This is a genomic window from Streptomyces sp. NBC_00986 (assembly GCF_045162565.1).
GTDB lineage: Bacteria > Actinomycetota > Actinomycetes > Streptomycetales > Streptomycetaceae > Streptomyces.
On the sequence record NZ_CP108733.1, the window covers coordinates 10,305,212 to 10,327,255 of the forward strand.

General features: G+C 71.3%; 16 protein-coding genes and 1 pseudogene. 9 read left to right on the top strand and 8 right to left on the bottom strand.

The features are described 5' to 3' along the window. Positions 1 to 276 precede the first annotated feature (276 nt). Both paaE and OG504_RS46375 read left to right on the top strand, forming a co-directional pair. Entirely contained in the window at positions 277 to 1,380 is a 1,104-nt protein-coding gene (gene paaE / locus OG504_RS46370) for a 1,2-phenylacetyl-CoA epoxidase subunit PaaE (protein WP_405995180.1), read from the top strand. Positions 1,381 to 1,388: 8 nt separating this feature from the next. Next, positions 1,389 to 2,156, top strand: a pseudogene (locus OG504_RS46375) (enoyl-CoA hydratase/isomerase family protein). A gap of 75 nt (positions 2,157 to 2,231) precedes the next feature. On the opposite strand, the gene OG504_RS46380 reads toward OG504_RS46375, so the two are convergent. Together OG504_RS46380 and OG504_RS46385 are read right to left on the bottom strand one after the other, a co-directional pair. Next, positions 2,232 to 3,854 carry a protease pro-enzyme activation domain-containing protein gene (locus OG504_RS46380; protein ID WP_405995181.1) on the bottom strand — a complete coding sequence of 541 codons (1,623 nt, stop codon included), beginning with the start codon at positions 3,852 to 3,854 and terminating at the stop codon, positions 2,232 to 2,234. A 142-nt stretch (positions 3,855 to 3,996) separates the two neighbouring features. Then, a complete protein-coding gene (locus OG504_RS46385; RefSeq protein ID WP_405995182.1) occupies positions 3,997 to 6,888 on the bottom strand; it encodes an AAA family ATPase in 2,892 nt (963 codons plus the stop codon). 351 nt (positions 6,889 to 7,239) lie between these two features. On the opposite strand from OG504_RS46385, the gene OG504_RS46390 reads away from it, so the two are divergent. After that, positions 7,240 to 8,847 (top strand): amidohydrolase, encoded by a 1,608-nt coding sequence (locus tag OG504_RS46390; RefSeq protein ID WP_405995183.1) that lies wholly within the window; start codon positions 7,240 to 7,242, stop codon positions 8,845 to 8,847. A 92-nt stretch (positions 8,848 to 8,939) separates the two neighbouring features. Here the strand turns inward: OG504_RS46390 and OG504_RS46395 are convergent, their stop codons facing one another. The 4 genes from OG504_RS46395 to OG504_RS46410 all read right to left on the bottom strand — a co-directional run bounded on the left by OG504_RS46395 (position 8,940) and on the right by OG504_RS46410 (position 13,253). Further along, complete coding sequence (locus OG504_RS46395) at positions 8,940 to 9,599, bottom strand: YceI family protein (protein ID WP_405995184.1); 660 nt, start codon at positions 9,597 to 9,599, stop codon at positions 8,940 to 8,942. A 157-nt stretch (positions 9,600 to 9,756) separates the two neighbouring features. Next, the gene (locus OG504_RS46400; protein ID WP_405995185.1) at positions 9,757 to 10,533 is read right to left on the bottom strand and encodes a polysaccharide deacetylase family protein; all 777 of its coding nucleotides are present in this window, start codon (positions 10,531 to 10,533) and stop codon (positions 9,757 to 9,759) included. 149 nt (positions 10,534 to 10,682) lie between these two features. Beyond that, entirely contained in the window at positions 10,683 to 11,906 is a 1,224-nt protein-coding gene (locus tag OG504_RS46405; protein WP_405995186.1) for a cytochrome P450, read from the bottom strand. Positions 11,907 to 12,062: 156 nt separating this feature from the next. Next, on the bottom strand, positions 12,063 to 13,253 hold the full coding sequence (locus OG504_RS46410; protein WP_405995187.1) for a cytochrome P450: 1,191 nt from the start codon (positions 13,251 to 13,253) through the stop codon (positions 12,063 to 12,065). 229 nt (positions 13,254 to 13,482) lie between these two features. Between OG504_RS46410 and OG504_RS46415 the strand changes: the two genes are divergently transcribed. The 6 genes from OG504_RS46415 (at position 13,483) to OG504_RS46440 (ending at position 19,026) form a co-directional block, all read left to right on the top strand. Beyond that, entirely contained in the window at positions 13,483 to 14,265 is a 783-nt protein-coding gene (locus OG504_RS46415; protein WP_405995188.1) for a DUF899 family protein, read from the top strand. A 78-nt stretch (positions 14,266 to 14,343) separates the two neighbouring features. Next, positions 14,344 to 15,828, top strand: coding sequence for a purine-cytosine permease family protein (locus tag OG504_RS46420; protein ID WP_405995189.1), 1,485 nt, complete (start codon positions 14,344 to 14,346; stop codon positions 15,826 to 15,828). Then, positions 15,825 to 16,379 (top strand): cysteine hydrolase family protein, encoded by a 555-nt coding sequence (locus OG504_RS46425; RefSeq protein ID WP_405995190.1) that lies wholly within the window; start codon positions 15,825 to 15,827, stop codon positions 16,377 to 16,379. Before OG504_RS46420 ends, OG504_RS46425 begins: the two co-directional genes overlap by 4 nt. Continuing rightward, entirely contained in the window at positions 16,376 to 17,083 is a 708-nt protein-coding gene (locus OG504_RS46430; protein ID WP_405995191.1) for a GntR family transcriptional regulator, read from the top strand. The genes OG504_RS46425 and OG504_RS46430 overlap by 4 nt, the downstream gene beginning before the upstream one ends. Positions 17,084 to 17,110: 27 nt before the next feature. Next, complete coding sequence (locus tag OG504_RS46435) at positions 17,111 to 18,115, top strand: ADP-ribosylglycohydrolase family protein (protein ID WP_405995192.1); 1,005 nt, start codon at positions 17,111 to 17,113, stop codon at positions 18,113 to 18,115. Continuing rightward, on the top strand, positions 18,112 to 19,026 hold the full coding sequence (locus tag OG504_RS46440) for a PfkB family carbohydrate kinase (protein ID WP_405995193.1): 915 nt from the start codon (positions 18,112 to 18,114) through the stop codon (positions 19,024 to 19,026). Before OG504_RS46435 ends, OG504_RS46440 begins: the two co-directional genes overlap by 4 nt. Positions 19,027 to 19,039: 13 nt before the next feature. On the opposite strand, the gene OG504_RS46445 is transcribed toward OG504_RS46440, so the two are convergent. Together OG504_RS46445 and OG504_RS46450 are read right to left on the bottom strand one after the other, a co-directional pair. Then, a complete protein-coding gene (locus tag OG504_RS46445) occupies positions 19,040 to 20,461 on the bottom strand; it encodes a family 2B encapsulin nanocompartment shell protein (protein WP_405995194.1) in 1,422 nt (473 codons plus the stop codon). A gap of 195 nt (positions 20,462 to 20,656) precedes the next feature. Continuing rightward, positions 20,657 to 22,039 (bottom strand): FAD-binding oxidoreductase, encoded by a 1,383-nt coding sequence (locus tag OG504_RS46450; protein ID WP_405995195.1) that lies wholly within the window; start codon positions 22,037 to 22,039, stop codon positions 20,657 to 20,659. Positions 22,040 to 22,044: the final 5 nt, after the last annotated feature.

Here is a 22,044-nt window from a genome sequence, read left to right on the forward strand (position 1 = left end):
TCGTCGACTTCCGGCTGTGGCGGGTTCTCAGCTTCCGCCTGTGGTGTGCCCCCGGCTCCCGCTCGCGGTGAGCGGTCGGCTCTGGTCCGTGGCGAGTCCTCAGCTTGCCGTCGTGGTGAGTCGTCGGCTTCCGGCTGTGGCGGGTTCTCAGCTTCCGCCCGTGGCGCGCCCCCGGCTCCCGCTCGCGGAGGGCCGTCAGCTCCCGCCCGTGGCAAGCCCCCAGGCCGCCCCTGCGGCGCGCCCTCAACTCCCGCTCGTGGAAAGGACGGTGGACCAGTGACCGCCCCGGCTCCCACCACCCCCGCCCGCCCGGCGCGTCGTCGGCCGGCCTTCCACGCGCTGCGGGTCGCCGCCGTCGAGTCGCTGTGCGAGGACGCCGCCGCCATCAGCTTCGACATCCCCGAGCATCTCGCCGAGGAGTTCGCGTACCGGCCCGGTCAGTCGCTCACCCTCCGCCGTGAGGTCGAGGGCCGCGACGAGCGCCGCTCGTACTCCATCTGCTCGCCGGCCGGCGCCCGCCCCCGGATCGGCGTACGGGTTGTCCCCGGCGGCCTGTTCTCCTCCTGGCTGGTCAACGACGTGCGTCCCGGAGACACCGTCGAGGTGATGGCCCCCACCGGCGCCTTCACCCCCGACCTGACCCTCCCCGGCCACCACGTCCTGATCGCCGCCGGCTCCGGCATCACCCCGATGCTCTCCATCGCGGAATCCGTCCTCGCCGCCGACACCCGCTCCCGCGTCACGCTCTTCTACGGCAACCGGCGCAGCGACACCGTGATGTTCGCCGACGACCTGGCCGACCTGAAGGATTTGTACCCCGGCCGTTTCCAGCTGGCGCACATCCTGTCCCGCGAACCGCGCGAGGCCGAGATCCTGTCCGGCCGCCTCGACGCCGACCGGCTCACCGCGCTCGTCGACGCCCTCGTCGACGTGGCCACCGCCGACCACTGGTGGCTGTGCGGCCCGCACGGCATGGTCCGCGACGCCCAACAGGTCCTCACCGGCCTCGGCGTCCCCGTCGAACGCGTCCATCAGGAGCTGTTCTACGCCGACGACGAGCCCGTCCGGCCGAACCGCCATGTCGACACCGCCTACGACGGCCCCGTCAGCCGGGTCAGCATCACCCTCGACGGCCGCACCACCAACTCCGCGCTCCCCAGGGACACTTCGATCCTCGACGGCGCCCAGAAGACCCGCCCCGACCTGCCCTTCGCCTGCAAGGGCGGCGTGTGCGGCACCTGCCGCGCGCTGGTCACCGACGGCACCGCGGACATGCGGCGCAACTACGCGCTCGAACCCGCCGAGGTCGACGCCGGTTACGTCCTCACCTGCCAGACCTTCCCCGTGTCCGACACCCTCGCCGTCGACTACGACAGCTGAGGCCGGCCATGACACTTCACTTCGAAGCCGCCGAGGGCGTCGGCACGATCCGCCTCGACCGGCCACCGATGAACGCCCTGGACACGGAGACACAGGACGGCCTGCGCGCACTCGCCGAGGAGGCCTCGCGTCGCGACGACGTGCGGGCCGTGGTGGTCTACGGCGGGGAGAAGGTGTTCGCGGCGGGCGCGGACATCAAGGAGATGCAGCGGATGGACCATGCGGCGATGGTCGTACGGTCGCGGGCGTTGCAGGAGTCGTTCACGGCGGTGGCCCGTATTCCGAAGCCGGTGGTCGCGGCGATCACGGGCTATGCGCTGGGCGGGGGTTGTGAGTTGGCGTTGTGAGCGGACTTCCGTATTGCCGCGGACAACGCGAAGTTGGGGCAGCCGGAGATTCTGCTGGGGTTGATTCCGGGGGCGGGTGGTACGCAGCGGTTGGCGCGGCTGATCGGTCCGTCGAAGGCGAAGGATCTGATCTTCACGGGGCGGATGGTCAAGGCGGACGAGGCGCTCGCGCTGGGTCTGGTGGACCGACTCGCCCCGGCCGCCGAGGTGTTCGCCGAGGCGCACGCGTGGGCGGCGAAGTTGGCGCAGGGTCCGGCGATCGCGTTGCGTGCGGCGAAGGAAGCGATCGACACGGGTCTGGAGACGGACATCGAGACCGGGCTCGCGGTCGAACGGACCTGGTTCGCGGGGCTGTTCGCCACGGAAGACCGTGAACGCGGGATGCGGAGCTTCGTCGAAGAGGGCCCCGGCAAAGCCAAGTTCAGGTGATGCGGGCGACGTGAAGCGCGGGCCGGGAGTGATTCCCGGCCCGCGCTTCGTTCAGCGGTGTTCAGCTACCTGCGGTCAGCCGAGCAGCTTGGTCTCCAGGGTCGCCGCGTTGTACGAGCCCCAACCGGTGGTGAAGTCCCAGCCGGTGGCGGCGGAGTACGCGCCGTTGCTGCCACTGGTGATGTCGTGGAAGCCGGTGCCGCTCGCCGTGTAGAGCGCGGGGTTGGCGAAGCCGAGGTTGGCCTTGCCGGCCGCCGCGGCCCGCTGGTTGTAGAGCGCGCCGAAAGCCGCCCACTCGGGCGCGGCGGCGCTGGTACCGCCGACCGTGCCCCAGCTCCCCTGCGAGTAGATCGAGACACCGGGGCTCGGGTTCGCGAGCGCCGACACGTCGGGGACCTGCCGGAAGCCGCCGCCCGCGCTCTTCTGCACCGCGGTCTGCCAGCTCGGGATCTTGAAGACGGAGGACTTGCCGCCGCCACCGCCCGACCAGGCCGTTTCCTTGCTCCACGCGTTGGCGGAGGTGACGGTCAGCGTCGTGCCGCCGACGCCGGTGACGTACGGGTCGCTCGCCGGGTAGTCGACGGTGGTGGTGCCGTCGCCCGCGTCGTCCGAGCCGTCGTCGCCGGAGGCCGCGTAGAAGCCGAGGCCCTCGGCCGCGCCCGCCTTGAACACGGCGTCCACGGCGTTGATGTTGGAGGTGGTGCGCTGGCTCTCGGACGCGCCCCAGCTGATCGAGGTGGTCGGGATGCCGCTGTCGACGATGGCCTGGTAGGTGTCGACCTCACCGGCGTCGGAGTTGGGACCTTCGAAGACCGTGACGTTCGCCTTGGGGGCGATCGCGTGCAGGACCTCGATGTCCAGCTCGACCTCGACCTGACCGTCGCCGAGCGCGCCGGAACCGCCGTCCACCTTCGAGACGGTCGGAGTGGGGGAGCCCAGGCTGTAGTTGGTGTCGTACTTGGTGATGTTGGACTGCGCGAAGCCGTCGAACTCCAGCAGCGCGATCTTCTGGCCGCTGCCGGTGTACGTGCTGGAGACGTTGTAGCCGCCCTTGATCTGGGCCGGGGTGTAGCCGCCGCCGGGGCCGTTGTGCGGGTTGACCTTGGCGGATCCCTGGTGGTGCAGCTGGGCGCGGTTGTTGAGGCCGGTGACGTCGCTGACCAGGCCGGCGATGCCGGTCGGCAGGGTCGGCGCGGTCTCGTTGGCGTAGAACGCGCGGCCCGACTTGGCGTCCTTCCACGTCGACAGCTTGGTGCCGAACGCCTTCTCCAACTGGGCGGCGGTGCCACTGGCGTCGACCAGCAGGTTCCCCGAGTGGACCTTGCCGACGGTGAGACCCTGGGCGCGCAGGTACTCCTTGACCTGCTTCACCTCGGCGTCGGTCCGGCCGAAGCGGGCCGCGAACTGAGCCTTCGTCAGATAGTGGCCGTACGAACTCGACTGCGGATTACTGACGTTGGCGACGAAGGTGTCGAGGGCCTTGTTGTCTCTCGGGGTGAGGCTGATGGCCACCGATATGCGCTTGGCGGCGGAGACGGCGCCGGTGCGGGCCGCGTCGTGGTTCAGGCCCTTGAGGACATCTCCCGCGATGGCGGCGCGAGTTGTGTGCGGCTGGGCGGCGGCGTAGGCGCTGGGGACGGCGGCGGCGAGCAGAGCCGGTACGGCGACCAGACCGACCAGTTTCAGTCGTGACGTCACTGAGGTCCTCCGAGGAGTGGGGGGTTGCTGTCCCGGAAGCGGAACGGCTTTCACCGTAGGAACATCGACCCCACCCGCATAAGCGGGGGAACCCTTGCGTTGTGTGTTAACTGCGGATGTCATGTGAACCGCGAATGACAGGTCAGCGGCGGTTGTCGAGCGACCTCGGAGTACGGACCCGGCCGGGCTGACTGATCGTCACTGCCGGTGTGGTGAGCTGCCGTTGGTCGTCGTCGCTGACGCTCACGGTCGCCGCGCCGGACGCGATGACGGCGACCGCCATGGCGTGGGCGAGCGCGGTGCGCGAGCGGACACCGACCTTGCGGTAGACGCGCGACAGCGTGCCCTCGACCGTCTTCACGCTGATGAACAGCTCAGCTGCGACTTCCCTATTGGTGGCCCCGCCGCCGACCAGTTCGGCCACCCGCGCCTCCGTGGGCGTGAGTTCGGGCCGCCCCTCACCGTCCCGGTCGCCGGCCTCCAGCCGGGCCAGTTCGTCCCCGGCCCGCGCGGCCAGCGGGACGGCGCCAATGCGGGTCGCCGTATCCAACGCCTCGCCGAGCGCGGTGCGTGCCGCGTTCCGGTGCCGGGCCCGGCGTTCGACCGCGCCGAGCGCGATCAGGGTGCGTATCAGGTCTATGGGCAAAGGGAGTTGGCGCAGCCGGTCGACGGCGGTCCGCAGCCGCACCGCCCCTTCCTTCGCCCGGCCGAGGCCCGCCTCGCGCAGCCCTTCCGCCCGTTCCAGCGCCGCCAGTACGCTGCCGGGCGCGTCGACGGACACCCGCTTCCGCGCCTCGTCGATCACGGCACCGGCCGCGTCCGTCTCACCCAGCACGACCAGGGCCTCGGCCAGGTCGCTGTACCAGTGCAGCAGGGGCGGATCGGCGGCGGACATCGCAGCGCCGAGTTCCTTGACGCGCTGCAGCGCCTCGACCGCGGCGGCGGCCCCGCGCGGGTCACCGGCGAGCAACTCGGCCTGCCCCAGCACCGCCAACGCGCGTAGCAGGAACAGCCGGTCGCCGTCCGCCTCCGAGGCCCGCACCGCCTGCCCGGCGAGCCGCCGCGCCTCGTCGGCGGTACCGCCCGCGGTCGCCGCGAGCGCCGCCGCGTACAGCGCCGGTGCGGTCTGTACGCCGGTGTCGGTCACGGCACGTGTGCAGCGGGCGGCGGTGTCCAGGGCCTCCCGGCAGTGCCCGGCGCGCACTTGGATGCGGGTGAGGGCCACCAGGGTCGCCATGACCTCCTCGACCCCGGCGAACTCCCCGATCTCCGCGAGGAGTTCGGTGACCCGGTCCCGGGCTTCGGTGACCTTGTCCGAGTCCAGGGCGAGGATCGCCCGCATCCGGATCAACCCCCAGCTCTCCGGTCCCGCGCCGGCGCCACCTGCCAGGGCGAGAGCCTCCTCCAACGCGGTGTCGGCGGCGACCGGTTCACCGCCCAGGGAACGCACCCGGGCGAGCGTGGCGAGCGCCCCGATCCGGGTCTCCGTGTCACCGGCCACGGCCGCCTGCCGGGCAGCGCGCCGGGCGTGCCGGGCCGCGTCCTCCAACTCCCCGCACAGCAGGCCCCGTACGGCAGCCCAGTGATGAAGCCACGCCTCGGCCTCCGGATCACCGTCGGCATCCCGGAGCCCCTCCTCGATCAGGGCATGCGCACCCTTCAACGCCTGCCCGGCATTGCGCAGCAGGACCAGCCGCGCCCGCACCCGCTGCCGTGCGGAGCCCGACCCGGCGAGCACGGTCTCGGCCGCCTGCCCCGCCTCCTCCAACTGCCCGGCGTCACAGGCGTATTCGGCCGCCGCCAACAACCGGTCGGCACGTTCCACCGGACGGCCGCCCGGTGTGCGCAGGGCCGCGAGCCCGGCCAACTCGAAGGCGGCGTCGGGCGCGCCGTCGCGACGGGCGTACTCGGCCGCGTACATCAGCGTGCGGGCGGTGGCCTCGTCCTCGTACGGGTGGGCGAGCGCCAAGTGTCGTGCCTGCTCCACGGGTTCGGTGACCGGACGGGCCAGCAGCGCGTGTGCCTGCCGGCGTTCGTGCTCCGTGGCATCGGCGTAGACGGCGGCCCGGATCAGCGGATGCCGGAAGCGTACGGTCCCGTCGGCGTCGGCCGTCGCGACCCCGAGCCGCTCCGCCTCCGCGAAGTCCGCGGCGGGGTCGTCGAGTCCGGCGGCACGCAGCAGGGTGAGCGTGGGGCGGGCGGCTGCGCTGGTGACGAGGAGGGTGCGGCGCGCGGATGCGGGCAGTGGGCGTACTTGCTCCAGGAGCAGGGTGCGCAAGCGTTGGGGTACGGGAAGCGTCCGGCCGAGACCGACGGCCGCTCCGTCGCGTGGGGCCGCCCGCCCCAACTCCAGCGCGTACCAAGGGTTTCCGGCGGCCGCGTCCTGGACGGCCCGCAGCACCGCCGGTGGCAGGTCAGTGGGGAGGAGCTGCGCCACCTCGTCGTCCGTCAGGGGAGACACGGGCAGCTCGACGGTGTTGGGCGGGCAGTAGTGCGAGCGCTCGGGCTGCTCGTCCTCGGCCACTCGCTCGGCGGCCACCACTTGTACGTCGAGGCCCTCCACACGGCGTACGACGAAGGCGAGCACCTCGGCGGTCGGCTCGTCGAGCCACTGGAGACCGTCGAGGACCAGCAGCACGGGGCCGGTGGCGGCGAGGGCGCGCAGCACGTCGAGAACGGCGACGCGGATCGCGAGCCGTTCCCGGTCGCCGGCCGGTTCGTGGCTCTGCAACAGGGCGGCTCGCAGCGCCACTTGAGGTTCGGGGGCCAAGGCCGCCAGGCAGCTCTCCGGTACCCGTGCGAACAGGTCGACGAGACCGGCGAACGGGAGCCGGGCGTCCTCCTGGGCGGGGGAGCAGTGCAACACCGTTCCGGACGGCTGGACTTGAGCTGCCGAGGTCGCCACCAGGGCGGCCACCAGCACGGACTTGCCGATGCCCGCGGGGCCGTGGAGAAGTACTCCGTGATGGATCGTCAACTCGGCCCGGGCGGTGTCGAGCAGCTCGCGGCGGCCGGTCAATGACCGTACTTCCACGGCGAGTCCAGGGACGGAGCACAACCGGAGCCGAAGGCGGGGCAGATGGACCGGCGAGTGAGGCGGATGTGGCGGGTGTGGCGGAGCCCCGGATATTTCGGCATGTGTTCATGACAACCGGTGCGGAATCGCCTTGTCAATGACGGTCGGTGTGTCGCCGGTCCTCGAAGAAGCCGCGGCCGTGATCCGGCAGCCCAGCTCACTGACCATTTGGCGCACAAGTTGGGTCTGGATCCCATGAAGTGACGTATTTCCTGCTCGCAGAGTCGCGAAATGTGTGCGAAACAGCTGTCCGCCCGTACAAAAGCCTGGTCAGCGGATGTCGCAGAGAACAGCAGGCGGGAGAGAACGATGACTGATCACGGAGCCGATCTGGTGATCCGGGCGAACGCGATCCACACACTGGTGCCCGACCAGGCACCGCAGCGGGCGCTGGCCGTACGGGGCGACCGCATCACGGCCCTCTCGCCCGACCCGAACGGGCTCGACCACCTCGTGAGCGAGCGCACGACGGTGCACGATCTGCCCGGCGCCACCGTGCTGCCCGCGTTCGACGACACGCACACGCACCTGATCTACGCGGCACTCGGCGCGCACGACGTGCCCGTCCACCAGGCCCACGACATCCCCGAGTTCCTCGACCTGATCCGGCAGCGGGCGAAGGTGACGCCCGAGGGCGAGTGGATCCGCACGACCACCAACTGGCAGGAACTCAACCTCGCCGAGCGCCGCATGCCCACCGCGGCCGAACTCGACCGGGCCACCGACCGGCACCCCGTCCTGGTCAAGCGCGGCGGCCACAACGACATCGTCAACAGCTACGCGCTGCGCCTGGCGGGCATCACCGAGGACACTCCCGTACCGCCGGGCGGTGTCATCGGCCGCTACGCCGACGGCAGGCTCGACGGGCGGCTGATCGACAACGCCATGGGCTTGGTGGAGCGCCTGGTCCCGGCGCCGGACCGGGTGCGGCGGATCGAGGGGCTGCGCCTGGCGTCCACCCAGTACGCGGCCACCGGCATCGGCACCGTCCGGGACTGCGCGGTCACCCCCGAGGACTACGCAGTCCTCCTGGCCGCCCGCGAGGCCGGCGCGCTCAACACCCGTGTCCGCGCCCTGGTTTCGGCCCTCGGCATGACCAGCGCGGCCCAGGTGGAGGACCTGCTCGACGTCATGGAGGACTGGCGTGACGGCTCCGACCCGTGGCTGCGGGTGTGGGGCGTGAAGTTCGGGCTCGACGGCGGCCTCGAAGCCGGGGCGACCGAGGAGCCGTACGCCTGCGACCACGCCTACTCCGGAACCCTGATCTGGGAGCCGGACGCGCTGGTCGAGGCGGTCGAGGCCGTGGTCCGGCGCGGCTGGCGGGTCGGTACCCACGCCTACGGCGACCGCGCGGTCCGCACCCTCCTCGACGTCTACGAGCGCGTCCTCGCGCGCAACCCCGGCCTGCCCGCCGGCGCGCTGGTGATGGAGCACGGCGGCCTCGCCGGACCCGAACAGCGGGCCCGCGCCGTCGAGTTGGGCATCCCCGTCACCATTCAGCAACCCCTGCTGCACGACACCGCCGAGGTGGAGGAGGGCTTCTGGGGCCCGGAACGCGTCGCCCGCCTCTTCCCCGCCCGCGGCTGGATCGACCTGAGCGCCGAGGTCAGCGCCGGATCCGACTTCCCCGTCGGCCAGTTCGGCGCGATGCGCTCGGTCTACGGCATGACCACCCGCCAGACCGTCATCGGCGTCAAGGGCCCCGAGCACGCCATCACCTACGACGAGGCGCTCACCCTGCACACCGTCAACGCGGCCCGCCTGTGCGGCGATCAGGACCTGCGCGGCACGCTCGCACCGGGTCGGCTCGCCGACCTCACGGTGTGGGACCGGGACCCCGCCGACTGCCCGAGCGAGGCCCTGCGCGACCTGAACCCCGTCCACACGATCCTCGGCGGCCGCCTCGTCACCCGGTAGGGAGACCGCACGCCGGAAACGGCAAGAGACGACTGGAACTTACGACTCGCCCGGCACGCTGCGACACGGCGTCCGGGCGAGCGAACGTTTTGTCAGACGGCCGGCATCGTACGGATCGCCGCGATGTCGAACTGGAGCCGCACCTTCTCGCTCACCATCGCACCACCCTCGGCCAGTCGGGAGTTGTAGGTCAGACCCCAGTCGGAACGGTCGATGGTGGTGGTGCCGTCGAAGCCGACGCGCTCGACGCCGAACGGGTCGGTGACATGGCCGATATAGGTGAGTTCGAGGACGACGGGACGGGTGACGTCCTTGATGCTGAGGTCGCCGAGCATGCGGTAGACATCGTTGCCCGCCGTTTGCACCGCGGTGCTCGCGAACCGCATCCGCGGGAAGGTTGCGGTGTCCAGGAAGTCACGGCCGACCAAGTGGGCGTCGCGTTGTTCCACTCCGGTGTCGACACTGCCGGTGGACACCACGATCTCGGCCTGCGAACGGGCGGGGTTGCGGCCGTCGAAGTAGAGCCGGCTTTTGTATTCGGCGAATGACCCGCGCACGGTGGTCACCATCGCGTGCCGGACGGAGAAGCCGATCCGGCTGTGCGCGGGGTCGATCATCCACTCTCCGGTCAGCGCGGCCAGGGCGGGATCGGGCATGCCGGAGGGGGCGGAGGCCGGTGGGGCGGCCGGGCGTTTCGGGACGGCGGGGGGTGCCGAGCGGCGGAGGGGCGCAGCACGGTTGAACAGGTTCATGTGTCACGTAGTTACTGCACGCCTGAAATCGCCGCAAGCCTTCATCGGGAACCGACAGCAGCGCGAATCGGCACTGACACGGTTAAATACCGCCACCTCGCGGGCCGTTACACATTTCCCACACATATTCGTCACCTGAAAAACAGCGAGGGCCAATTCAACGCACGGGGAATCCGAACGAATAACCCTGCTCCTTCAGCCACGGCAGGATCTCGCGCAGCGCGGCCACGGTCTCCGAGCGGTCGCCGCCGGCGTCGTGGAACAGGATCGTCGGCCCGTTGGGGAGTTCGCTCTTGACGGTGGCGATGATGGCGTCCGTGCCCGGGAGTTCGAAGTCCTTGGAGTCGACGTTCCAGCCCAGCGGACGCATCCCCTGCGAGGCGGCGAGGTGCCGGCTGTACGGCGTGAAGGCGCCGCCCGGCGCACGGTAGTACAGGGGTCGGACACCGCCGGACGCCTTGGTGATCATGTTCGCGGCGTTCAGGATCTCCTGCGACTGGTACGACTCGGACTTCTTGTCCATCGTGGTGTCGTGCGACACCGTGTGGTCGCACAGCCGGTGTCCGGCCGCGACGACCGCCTTGACCAGGTCGGGGTGGGCCTCGGCCTCGGGGCCGATCATGCAGAAGGTGGCCTTCACCCCGTACTCCTTGAGGACCTGGAGCACCTGCGGTGTCCAGGTCGGGTCCGGGCCGTCGTCGATGGTGATGTTGACCCCGCGGGCGCCCTTGTCGGAGGCGTGCACGATCTCCTCCGACACGGTCGCCCGGGCGGGGGCCGAACCGGCCGCGGAGGGACGGGCGGAGCCCCCGGCACCCTGCGCGTCGACACCGGCCTGAGCGGTCCACACCGACGTTGCCGCCGCCACCGCGGTCACCCCGACCGCCGCCGCGAGTACCCGCCCGTACCAACCCCGCCCACCGTGCCGCGCCATGTCAGCCCTGCCCTTGTCCTGTTTGATCGACTCCGTGCACTCGTCAGGACGGCGTAAAGGCGGGGAAGGATCCGCCTGTTACGGATCACGGACAATTTCGCGGGAGTTCCGAGACGCAGGCTCAACGAGCGGACACCGCAGAGGTTTCGCTACCGCAGCGCGAGACGCCCGCGGAAGTCCTCCGGGACCGGCGCGAAGCGGAGCGCCATCGTGAGCTTCTCGGGGTGGTCGACGGTCAGCCGGTACCGGGTGCACAACAGATGGCACAGGCCCATCAGTTGGACGGTTCCGATGTTGGCGCCGACGCACTTCTTGGGCGCCCAGCCGAACGGCACATAAGAGGTACGGTCCGCCGGGCCGTGCGGCGCGCCCGGCAGGAAACGGTCCGGGTCGAAGACGTCGGCCTGCTTCCACACCCGCTCGTCACGGTGGATGAGGTGGGGGCTCAGCAGATACCAATCGCCGGGCTCCAAGCGGGTCTTGCCGAAGTCGAAGGGGAACTGGTTGCGCCGCACCAGCAGCAACGGCGGGCTCCACAGCCGCAGCACCTCCTTGACGAACCGGTGCGTCACCGGCGCCGCGTGCGTCGGAGCCGTACGGAACTCCACCGGGTCCACGGCCCCCAGTTCCTCGGTGAGTTGCTCCTGCCATTCGGGGTGCCGGACGAACTCGTACAGCAGACTCGCGGCGGCGGTACCCGGCGGACCACCGATCGCGGTGAGGACGGTGGTCACCACGTCCAGCGCGCGGTCCATGCCGAGTTGGGGCAACAGGTCGACGAACGGATCGGCGAGATCCAGCTCACGCTTCCGCTTCCCGTGCGCGCGCTGCCGCAGCACCCGGCGCACCACCAGCCCCGACCGCAGCTGTACGACGATGAACCGCAGGTGGTGCCACAACCCGGCCGGTGTGGGCGAGACGAGCCGGAGCAGCTTCATCTCCAGGTCACGGCGGACCAGTTCGGCCTCGCCGGAGGTGAGTCCGGACAGGGCGACCGGCAGCATGGACCGCAGCGCCACGTCCTGGGTGAGCATCACCAGGTCGACGTCCTCGCCGAGCCGCTCGTCGATGATCCGCTCCATGCGGTCGATCAGGCCGCCGTGGTGCTCCGGCGTGGCCAGCGTGTGCAGTTGGGTGAGCCACGCCGAACGGATCTGGCTCCACCGCACCTCGGTACTGTGCCGCCGCCGCAGCATGTCGATCAGCCGGTCGTGCAGGACGAACCGGCGCCAGTTCGTGGCACTGACCCGGCGTGCCGCCTCCGGCTCGAACACGCCGAGCCGGGTGTCGTCGACCCAGAAGATCCCGTCCTCGGCGGCGCTGCGCGTACGGATGGCGCGCAGGAAGTCCTCGGGGTGCTGCGGGGTGGTCATGATGAGCGTCCCCTCGTGGGGCGCGGGGAGCCGGCCGCTCGGTGGTTCCCCGCGCCGGGCCGGTCAGATGTGGTGGTACAGGTACCAGAACTGCCCGTACGAGCCTCGGATGTTGAGGACGGACTTCGCCTTGAGATACAGGGCGTGCATGCGCGTTCACCTCCCTCCGGGACAGTCGGTGCGGGCGCTCAGCACCGCGGTGAAACGCGGTGGAGCGAGCGCCGGGCCCACCTGGGGACCGGTGCCGTCAGGGGTGACCGCCAACTGCCGGTCACGGGTGATGAGTTCGACGAGGTCTTCGAGGAGCCGCATGGTGACGGTCGCCCCGGCGCAGGTGTGCGGCCCGTACCCGAACGGCAGATACGCCGCGTCCGGCACCGCCCCGGCCCAGCGCTCCGGCACGAACTCGTCCGGCCGCTCCCAGTACCCGGGATGCCGGTGCACCAGATAGGTGCAGACGGCGAGGAGGTCACGCGGGGTCACCTCCGTCCCGCCGAGCGTCTGCGCATGGCTCGGGGTCCGCGCGAACAGCCACGCCACCGGCCACAGCCGCAGCGCCTCCCGTACCGTCCAACTCGGCTCCGCCGCTTGGCAGTCGGGGTGCGTGCCGAGCAGGTGGACGGACCAGCCGAGCGCGAAGCCGACCGAGCCGACGGTGGCGAACAGGAAGGAGAGATAGACCTCGGCGAGATCCTTCGGGTCGGCCCCGGGTTCGCTCTCGTCCACGACGACGTCGAGGAGGTCGCGTGCGTCGCGGGCGGGATGGAACTGCCGTTGCCTGTCGCGTATTTCGGTGTGCAGGAAGTTCAGCGCGCGGCGCCGGAAGAGCAGTCGGGACGGCGGCGAGTGACGGTGCCGGGCGCCCGCCAGGACCGCCCGATGGACGATCTGCCCGACGGAGGCGTGCAGTTGGGGCGGCGCGTCCCGGTGCAGCAGGACGTCTCGCATGTGGCGCAGGACGAGCAGGTTCCCGGCATCGGGCCAGACGGCGCTGGGGGCCAGGAGTTCGGCGACGAGGCCGGGCAACTCCGCCCGCCGCGCGTCCAGGTGACGGCGTATCAGGGCGCGGGCCGCGCGCCCGATCCGGATCTGCGCCGCACGGGGACCGAAGTCTCCGTGCCGGGTCTTGTAGAAGTCGGACGCCTCGGCGACTACGGCGTCCCGGTTGCCGAGCACCGCCCGGGCGGACTCCGGGTCGGCCACACACACTGTGCCCATGGCCGAGCGCCACACGTCGTGCACCCCGTCGAACTCCGCGCTCAGCAGCGACAGCGTGTCGCGGGCGCGGTGCTTGCGGGGAGTGCGGGCGCCCTCGCCGTACCCCTGACGCGTCCCGGACGACTCCATGGCGGCCCCCTTCGAGATCGTGCGGTACGCGTGACGCGCCGACCGATGGGGACAGCCTGCGGGCGGGTCGGCGACGTGTCGCGTCCTGTGCCGGTGAGCGGAACAGCGGGACAGGGCGAGTCGCGGCGATGAGTTTCGGTCGGCCCGGGAGTCTGATCCGGTGAGCGCCGTAGTACGCCGTGCGACGCTGCCCGGAATGACTCCGAAACGACGCACCACGGAGGACCCCATGACGACCGCCCCCGGCACCGCGAACAGCGACCTCCCCGGCAAGCCGCCCGTCGTAGACATCGCCACCTGGAACGCGGCGCGCGACGAGCTGTTGATCCGGGAGAAGGCGCACACCCGTGAGGGGGACGCGATCGCCGCGGCCCGGCGGCGGCTGCCGATGGTCGAGCTCGACGGAAAGGTCGAGGTCGTCGGCGCGGACGGACCGGTCCCGTTCCTCGACCTGTTCCAGGGGCGCGACGAACTTGTGGTGTACCAGCACATGTGGCACGACCACGCACCCCACCAGGGCCAGTGCGAGGGCTGCACCACCACGGCCTGGCACATGAAGGACGCGGTCTACCTCAACGCCCGGGGCGTCTCGTACGCCGTCCTGACCACGGGCGTGTGGGACGAGGTGGCTCCGTACGTCGAGTTCATGGGGTACACCGAGCCCTGGTACTCGGTGCGGGGCCTGGACGCGCCGATCGGCGGCGGGATGGGGCACATCCTTGCCTTCCTGCGCGACGGCGACCGCGTGTTCCTCACTTACTCCACGACGGGCCGCGGCAACGAACCGGTCAACAGCTCCCTCGCCCTGCTCGACATGACGCCCTACGGCCGCGGCGAGGCATGGCAGGACAACCCCGAGGGCTACCCGCCCGGCCGCGACGCCTGCTGGTACTGGCGCTCGGACGCCGACGGGAACGCCACCTGGGGCGGGACCAGCCGTCCCGTACCGCAGTGGATCCGCCCCGGCGCGACCCCCGTGGAGACCCTGGGCCGCCACGGCGACTGCCACTGACGCGCCCACGCCTCCCCTTGACGCCCGTCACCCCCACACCTAGCCTCGACTGAACACGTCTAGACAGGTAGGTCGACGATGCCGAACTCCTCCCGGACATCCCAGTCCCGGCAGCTCCAGGTCGAGACACACGGCCTCGACGTGATCGGCGACGCCGAACGCAAAGGCACCCCAAGTACCCTGTTCTGGCCGTGGTTCGGAGCGAACGTCTCCATCCTCGGCCTGAGCTACGGTGCCTTCGCGCTCGGCTTCGGGATCTCCTTCTGGCAGGCGCTCGTCGCCGGTGTCATCGGGATCGTCTTCTCCTTCCTGCTCTGCGGCTTCATCGCGGTGGCCGGCAAACGCGGCTCCGCGCCGACGATGGTCCTCAGCCGCGCCGCCTACGGCGTGCGCGGCAACCGGCTGCCGTCGGTGATCTCCTGGGTCCTCACCGTCGGCTGGGAGACCGTCCTCACCGCCCTCGCGACGATGGCCACCGCGACCGTCTTCAGCAGACTCGGCTGGGGCGGCGGCACCGAGACCAAGGTGGTCGCGCTGATCCTGGTCGGCGCGCTGACCGTCGTCGGCGGAGTCATGGGCTTCGACCTGATCATGCGACTGCAGACCGTGATCACCGTCGTCACCGGCGTGCTCACGATCGTCTACATCGCGCTCGTCGCCGACCACATCCACTGGAGCACGGTGAGTGCCGTACCGGCGGGCTCCGCCCAGGAGTTCATCGGCGCGCTGGTCTTCATGATGACCGGCTTCGGCCTCGGCTGGGTCAACGCCGCCGCCGACTACTCCCGTTACCTGCCCCGGAGTTCGTCCAGCAGAGGCGTGATCGGCTGGACCACCTTCGGTGCCTCCGTCGCCCCGCTGCTCCTGCTGGTCTTCGGCCTGCTGCTCGCCGGTTCCTCCAGCACGCTCAACAAGGCGGTCGCCGCCGACCCGATCGGCGCGCTGACGACGATCCTGCCCACCTGGTTCCTGGTCCCGTTCGCCGTGGTCGCCGTCCTCGGCCTGGTCGGCGGCGCGGTCCTCGACATCTACTCCTCCGGCCTGGCCCTGCTGTCGGCCGGACTCCGGATCCCCCGCTACCTCGCCGCGCTCGTCGACGGCGTCCTGATGATCGCGGGCTCCGTCTACATCGTGTTCTTCGCCGACGACTTCCTCGGCCAGTTCATGGGCTTCCTCACCACCCTCGGCGTCCCCATCGCCGCCTGGTCCGGCATCATGCTCGCCGACCTCCTCCTCCGCCGCCGCGACTACGACGAGGGCGACCTCTTCCGCCCGAGCGGTCGCTACGGCGACGTCCAGCCCACACCCCTCCTCCTCACCCTCGCCGCCACCGCGATCGGCTGGGGCCTGGTCACCAACACGGCCGCCGACTGGCTGAGTTGGCAGGGCTATCTGCTCGACCCGCTCGGCCTCGGCGGCAAGTCGGGCTCCTGGGCCTACGCCAACCTCGGCGTGCTGATCGCCCTCGCCCTCGGCTTCCTCGGCACACTCGCGCTGGGCCGCGCCCGCGTCCAGCGGCAGGAAGCGGAGGCCCCGAGCCCGGAGGCGGTGCCCGCCGTATGACCACCGCACCCGGCCACCTCGCCGTCATCGACATGCAGCGCGTCTTTGCCGAACCCGACAGCCCCTGGGCCACCCCCCGCTTCGCCGAAGCGGCGGCAGGCGTACGGCGACTGCTGCCTGCCTTCGACGAACGCGTCACCTTCACCCGCTTCCTGGCCCCCGAGAAACCCGAGGGCGCCTGGCGCGCCTACTACGATCAGTGGCCCTTCGCCCTCCAGCCACCGGACGCGCCGCTCTGGCGCCTGACCGACGAATTCGCCGTGCGCGCAAGCCACTTGGTGGACGCGCCCACCTTCGGCAAGTGGACCCCGGAACTCGCCGAACGCGTCGGCCCCACCGGCCGCCTCTTCCTCGCCGGAGTCAGCACCGACTGCTGCGTCCTCTCCACGGCACTGGCCGCCGCTGATGCGGGAGTTGAGGTACTGGTCGTCTCCGACGCCTGCGCGGGCGTGGACGACGACTCCCACGCCAAGGCCCTGCACGTCATGGACCTCTACCGGCCCCTGATCCGGGTGGTCACCGTCGCCGAGGTGGTCGGGGAGCCGTCATGACCGCCGTCCGCCTCAAACACCAGCGCATCACCGAGGTCCTCGCCAAGGAGATCCGCAGCGGCCACCACCGCGCCGGCGACCAACTCCCCGGCGAACACGCCCTGGCCCAACGCTTCGGCGTCAGCCGTACGACCGTCCGCGCGGCCCTCGCCGAACTCAGCGAGGCCGGACTGATCGCCACCCACACGGGCAAGGGCTCTTACGTCCTCTTCGACGGCCGCCCCCTCGACGACCGCCTCGGCTGGGCCCACGCGCTGGCCACCCAGGGCATCGACACGCGGGTGCGGACCCTCACGGTGGACGCACGGCGGGACGAGCGCCTCGCCCGTCAACTCACCCTGAACACCACCGAGTTCGTGTGCGTGGAGCGGATACGGGAACTGGCCGCGGACGCGGTCGTCGTGTCGTACGAACGCAGCTTTCTGCCGCCCGTGCCCGGGGTGCGCGACCTGCCCTCCCGGGGGCTCGGCCAGGAGTCGCTGACCGATGTGATGCTGCGGGCCGGGCTGCGGGCCGACCACGGTGAGCAGCGGGTGAGCGGGCGGCGGATCGACGGGCGGGAGGCGGAGTTGCTGCGCCGCGAACCGGGTGACTGGTTCCTCGACACGCGGCGTACCAGCCGGGCGGCCGACGGTTCCTTCGTCGAACATGTCGTGAGCCTCCTCGACCCCGACCACTTCCAACTGACCCTCGAATTCGGCTGACCCGCACCTCTGTACCGGAAAGCACCCATGACCCTCCAGAGCCGCGCCACCGGAGCCCTTCACGGGCTCGCCCTCGGAGACGCCCTCGGCATGCCCACCCAGATGCTGTCCCGCCCGGACATCACATCTCGCTACGGCCCGCTCCTGACCGGCTTCCAACCGGCCGCCCCAGACCATCCCCTCGCCGCTGGAATGCCGGCCGGAGCCGTCACCGACGACACCGAACAGGCCCTGCTCCTCGCCGAGTTGCTCCTCGACGGCAAGGGCCGCATCGACCCGGCGGAACTCGCCCGGCGCCTCGTCGCCTGGGAGGACGACATGCGGGCCCGCGGCTCGCTCGACCTCCTGGGGCCGTCCACCAAGCGCGCGGTGGAACTCGTCCTCGCGGGCACTCCCGTCGACGAGGTGGGGCGCTACGGCACCACCAACGGCGCGGCGATGCGGATCGCCCCCGTGGGTATCGCCGTGTCGGTCGCGGAACCGGCCGAGTTGGTGGACCGGGTGGTGGAGGCCAGCAGCCTGACCCACAACACCGGGGTCGCACTCGCCGGTGCCGCGGCCGTAGCTGCCGCTGTGAGCGCGGGAGTTGACGGGGTGTCGGTTCCGGAGGCGGTCGAAGTGGCCGTGTCGGCTGCCCGGTTGGCGGCGGGGCGCGGCCATTGGGTGGCTGCCGCCGATGTCGCCGAGCGGATCGTCTGGGCGACGGGGCTGGTGCGGGGGCTCACGGAGGCCCAAGTCTGCGAGCGTGTCTACGCGTTGATCGGGACGAGTCTCGCCACGCAGGAGTCCGTGCCCGCCGCCTTCGCCGTTCTGGCCGCCTGCCCCGACGACCCCTGGCGGGCCGCGTTGCTCGCCGCGTCCGTCGGCGGTGACTGCGACACCATCGCCGCGATCGCGGGGGCCGTCGGCGGCGCCTGCCACGGGCTGGACGCTTTCCCGGCCGACGCGCGGGAGACGCTCGCACGCGTCAACCCGAAGCTCCAATTGGACGCCACAGCAGCCGCGTTGCTCGAACTCCGGGCACGTCCGTGAGCGCCAGACTGTGGCACCTGGGCAACGTCGTCGTCGACCTGGTCCTCGATGTCCCCGCCCTCCCCGAGCGCGGCGGCGACGTCCTCGCCACCCGCACCGAGCACACTCCGGGCGGCGGCTTCAACGTCATGTCCGCCGCTCACCGCCAGGGACTCGCGGTGACCTATGCCGGAGCGCACGGCACCGGCCCCTTCGGCGACCGGGCCCGTGCCGCGCTGCACACCGAGGGCATCGACGTCCTGCTCGCACCGCGCCCGCAAACAGACACCGGCTTCGTGGTCTGCCTGGTGGACGCGGACGGTGAGCGCACTTTCGTCACGAGCCCTGGTGCGGAGGCGTGTCTGGCCGCAGCCGACCTGGCCGAACTCCGGCCCGGGGCGGGCGACTTGGTGTACGTCACCGGATACGGCCTGCTCTACGACAGCAACCGCGCCGCCCTGCTCGACCTCCTGCCCCGACTGGACCCGGCCGTCACGCTGGTCACCGACCCGGGACCGCTGGTCCGCGAAATCCCCGCAGGGGCCGTGGAGTTGCTGCTCGCCCGCTCGGACTGGTGGAGCTGCAACGCCCGCGAGGCCGCGTTGCTCACCGGCCTCGACGATCCGGCCGAGGCCGCCCGCGCGCTCCAATCCCGCCTGGGGCGCGGCTCGGTGCTCGTCCGTACCGGCCCCGACGGATGTCTCGTGCACCACGGCGGAGACCTCGTCGCCGTGCCCGGGTTCGCCGTCGACGCCGTCGATCTCAACGGCGCCGGCGACGCGCACACCGGGGTGTTCATGGCCGCCCTCGCTCGGGGTGTCGACCCGGTGGCCGCCGCTCACCGGGCCAACGCGGGCGCCGCCCTGGCCGTCACCGCGCCGGGACCGGCGACGGCGCCGGACGCGGCACGGCTGGACGCGTTCCTGAACTAGCCCTGAATCTCTGTCAGTTGCCGTCCCGGCGGGAGACCTCGACGTTCTCCAGGACGCCGATCGCATCCGGCACCAGGACCGCCGCCGAGAAGTAGGTGCTCACCAGGTAGGAGATGATCGCCTGCTCGTTGATGCCCATGAACCGTACGTTGAGGCCCGGTTCGAGCTCGTCCGGGATGCCCGTCTGGTAGAGGCCGATCACGCCCTGGTCGTCCTCGCCGGTGCGCATGGCGATGATCGACGACGTACGGGACTCGCTGACCGGGATCTTGCCGCAGGGCAGCAGTGGGACCCCGCGCCAGGCGGGCAGATGGTGGCCGCCGACGTCGATGCCGCTGAAGTAGACGCCCCGCTTGTTGCACTCGCGGCCGAACGCGGCGATGGCCCTCGGATGGGCGAACAGGTAGCGGGTGTCGCGCCGCATGCTGAGGAGTTCGTCGAGGTCGTCGGGGGTCGGCGGGCCGGAGTGGGTGGAGATCCGCTGGTCGTAGTCGGCGTTGTGCAGCAGGCCGAAGTCCCGGTTGTTGACCAGCTCGTTCTCCTGTCGCTCGCGCAAGGCCTCGACGGTGAGCCGGAGTTGCTGCTGGGTCTGGTTCATCGGCTGGTTGTAGAGGTCGGTGACGCGACTGTGCACCTTCAACACGGTCTGGGCGACGCTGAGTTCGTACTCGCGCGGGACGAGGTCGTAGTCGACGAACGTGCCCGGGAGGTCCGGCTCGCCGACATGCCCGGCGCTGAGGGCGATCGCCGCCTCGCCGAACGGGTTGACCGGGCCGTGCTCGTCCGCGCCGACCTCCTCGACGTGTGCGCTCAGCTCCGGGTGCCGTTCCGCGACGGCCTGGTACGCAGAGTGCGGCAGCGCCAGCACCGTGGTCGCCGTCGCCGCGCGGGCCGTGAACTCCCAGGTGCTGTCGGGGTCGGCGAGCACCTGGCCGCCGAAGGTGTCGCCGTCGGCCAGCAGACCGGCGACCGTCTCGTCGCCGTAGGGACCCTCCCCGACCTGCTCCACCTTGCCGTGCGCGATCAGATACACCTGGTCGGCGGGGCGGCCCGCCTCCACGATCAACTGGCCCGGTGTGAACTCCCGTTGCTCGAACCGATCGGCCAGCGCGCCGAGCGCGTCGGCGTCCGCGAAGCCGCGCAGCAGCGGGAGCTCGCTCAACTCGGCCGGGACGACCCGCACTTGTGCGCCGGTCTGCACGAACGTCACCCGTCCGTCGCCCCGCGTGTAGGACAGCCGTCGGTTGACGCGGTAGGTGCCGCCGGGCACGTTCACCCAGGGCAGCATGCGGGTCAGCCAGCGTGAACTGATGCCCTGCATCTGGGGTTCGGACTTGGTCGTGGTCGCCAGAGTGCGTGCTGCGGCGGTGCCGAGGCTCTGCTGTTCCCGCTCCTCGGCGCCCGCCTCGGGCGCGGTACCGGTGTCGACCGACATGGTGCCTTCTCTCCTGTCGCGCGGGTGACGGGACGGCTGCCGTCCGTCACATTCCGTGCGTAGAGCTACCCGTTGTCGGTCACGACGAGTGATGACTTCGGACGGCGGCCGAGGCACATGCCAGTCGCACGTGCTCCCGCACCACCCCCGGATCACTCGCCCTCACCCGTTCGGCGGTATCCGATCCGGCGTGCCTCACAGGGTCTTGCCGGGGTTGAGGATCCCCCTGGGGTCGAACGCCTCCTTCAGCCGTCGCTGCAACGCGTGCGCGGTGGGCCCGAGTTCGTCCGCCACCCACTGCCGCTTGAGTACGCCCACACCGTGTTCGCCGGTCAGTGTGCCGCCGAGCCGCAGCGCCAGCGCGAAGATCTCGCCGGCCGCCTCCCAGGCCGCGTCCGGCAGCCGGTCCAGGGCCGGATCGACCACGATGATCGGATGGAGGTTGCCGTCGGCGGCATGCGCGAGCGTGTACACCGGCACGTCGTGCCGGGCCGAGATGGCGCGGATCTCGCGAACCGCCTCCGCGAGCCGAGAGCGGGGCACGGCGATGTCCTCGATCAGCGGCCGGCCCAGCCGCTCCAGTGCGGGCAGCGCGAGCCGCCGGGCCGCCAGCAGGGACTCCGCCTCGACCGGGTCCGCGGTGGTCTCCACGCTCGTGGCGAGCGGCGCCAGCACCCGTGCGACCTGCTCCGCCTCGATAGCAGCCCCCGCCCCGTCGCACTGCACCAGCAGCAGCGCCGACCCGCGCTCGCCGAGCGCCGGATCGACGGCCCGCAACACCGGCCCGTCGAGCAGCTCCGCGAGCGCCGGTACGACCCCGGCCCGCCCGATCGCGTACGACGCCTCGGCCGCCGCCTCGAACGAGTCGAAGTACGCGGCCAGCGTCGCGGTCGCCACCGGCACCGGGCGCAGCCGCAGCGTCGCCGACGTGATGACGGCTAGCGTGCCCTCGGAGCCGGTCAGCAGCGCGGTGAGGTCGTACCCGGTGACCCCTTTGACGGTACGGCGGCCGGTCGTGACCACCGTCCCGTCGGCGAGGACGGCCTCAAGACCGAGCACGCTGTCCCGCGTCACCCCGTACTTCGCGCACCGCAGCCCGCCCGCGTTGGTCGCGATGTTCCCGCCGATCGTGGAGATCGCCGCACTCGCCGGATCGGGCGCGTACCGCAGCCCGTGCTCGCCCGCCGCACGGTCCAACTCGGCGGTGATCACGCCCGGTTCGACCACCGCGAGCTGGTCGTCGGCCGACAGTTCGAGGATGCGGTTCATCCCGGACAGGTCGAGCACGAGCACCCCCTCACCGGCCGACGCCCCGCCCGACAGACCGGTGCCCGCACCACGCGGCACCACCGGCACGCGCAGCGCGTTCGCGTGCCGGAGCGTGACGGTCACGTCCTCGGTGCGCCGCGCGTGCACCACGGCGAGCGGGACGCCGTCAGGGCGGGTGCCCGAACGGTCCGTGGTGTGCGCGGCCAACGTGCGCGGATCCGTGGCCAGTTGGTCGGGCGCCAGATCCCGGGCGAGCAGACCGAGGAGCCGGGCGGCGGCGGTGGGCGTGGTGGGGGGAGCTGTGGTCACCGGTT

Coding starts and splice junctions, on each gene's coding strand:
- OG504_RS46415 (WP_405995188.1), top strand. CDS start 13,483: ATGACGACCGCCCCCGGCACCGCGAACAGCGACCTCCCCGGCAAGCCG.
- OG504_RS46435 (WP_405995192.1), top strand. CDS start 17,111: ATGACCCTCCAGAGCCGCGCCACCGGAGCCCTTCACGGGCTCGCCCTC.
- OG504_RS46445 (WP_405995194.1), bottom strand. CDS start 20,461: ATGTCGGTCGACACCGGTACCGCGCCCGAGGCGGGCGCCGAGGAGCGG.
- OG504_RS46410 (WP_405995187.1), bottom strand. CDS start 13,253: ATGGAGTCGTCCGGGACGCGTCAGGGGTACGGCGAGGGCGCCCGCACT.
- OG504_RS46395 (WP_405995184.1), bottom strand. CDS start 9,599: ATGAACCTGTTCAACCGTGCTGCGCCCCTCCGCCGCTCGGCACCCCCC.
- OG504_RS46405 (WP_405995186.1), bottom strand. CDS start 11,906: ATGACCACCCCGCAGCACCCCGAGGACTTCCTGCGCGCCATCCGTACG.
- OG504_RS46400 (WP_405995185.1), bottom strand. CDS start 10,533: ATGGCGCGGCACGGTGGGCGGGGTTGGTACGGGCGGGTACTCGCGGCG.
- OG504_RS46420 (WP_405995189.1), top strand. CDS start 14,344: ATGCCGAACTCCTCCCGGACATCCCAGTCCCGGCAGCTCCAGGTCGAG.
- OG504_RS46390 (WP_405995183.1), top strand. CDS start 7,240: ATGACTGATCACGGAGCCGATCTGGTGATCCGGGCGAACGCGATCCAC.
- OG504_RS46425 (WP_405995190.1), top strand. CDS start 15,825: ATGACCACCGCACCCGGCCACCTCGCCGTCATCGACATGCAGCGCGTC.
- OG504_RS46430 (WP_405995191.1), top strand. CDS start 16,376: ATGACCGCCGTCCGCCTCAAACACCAGCGCATCACCGAGGTCCTCGCC.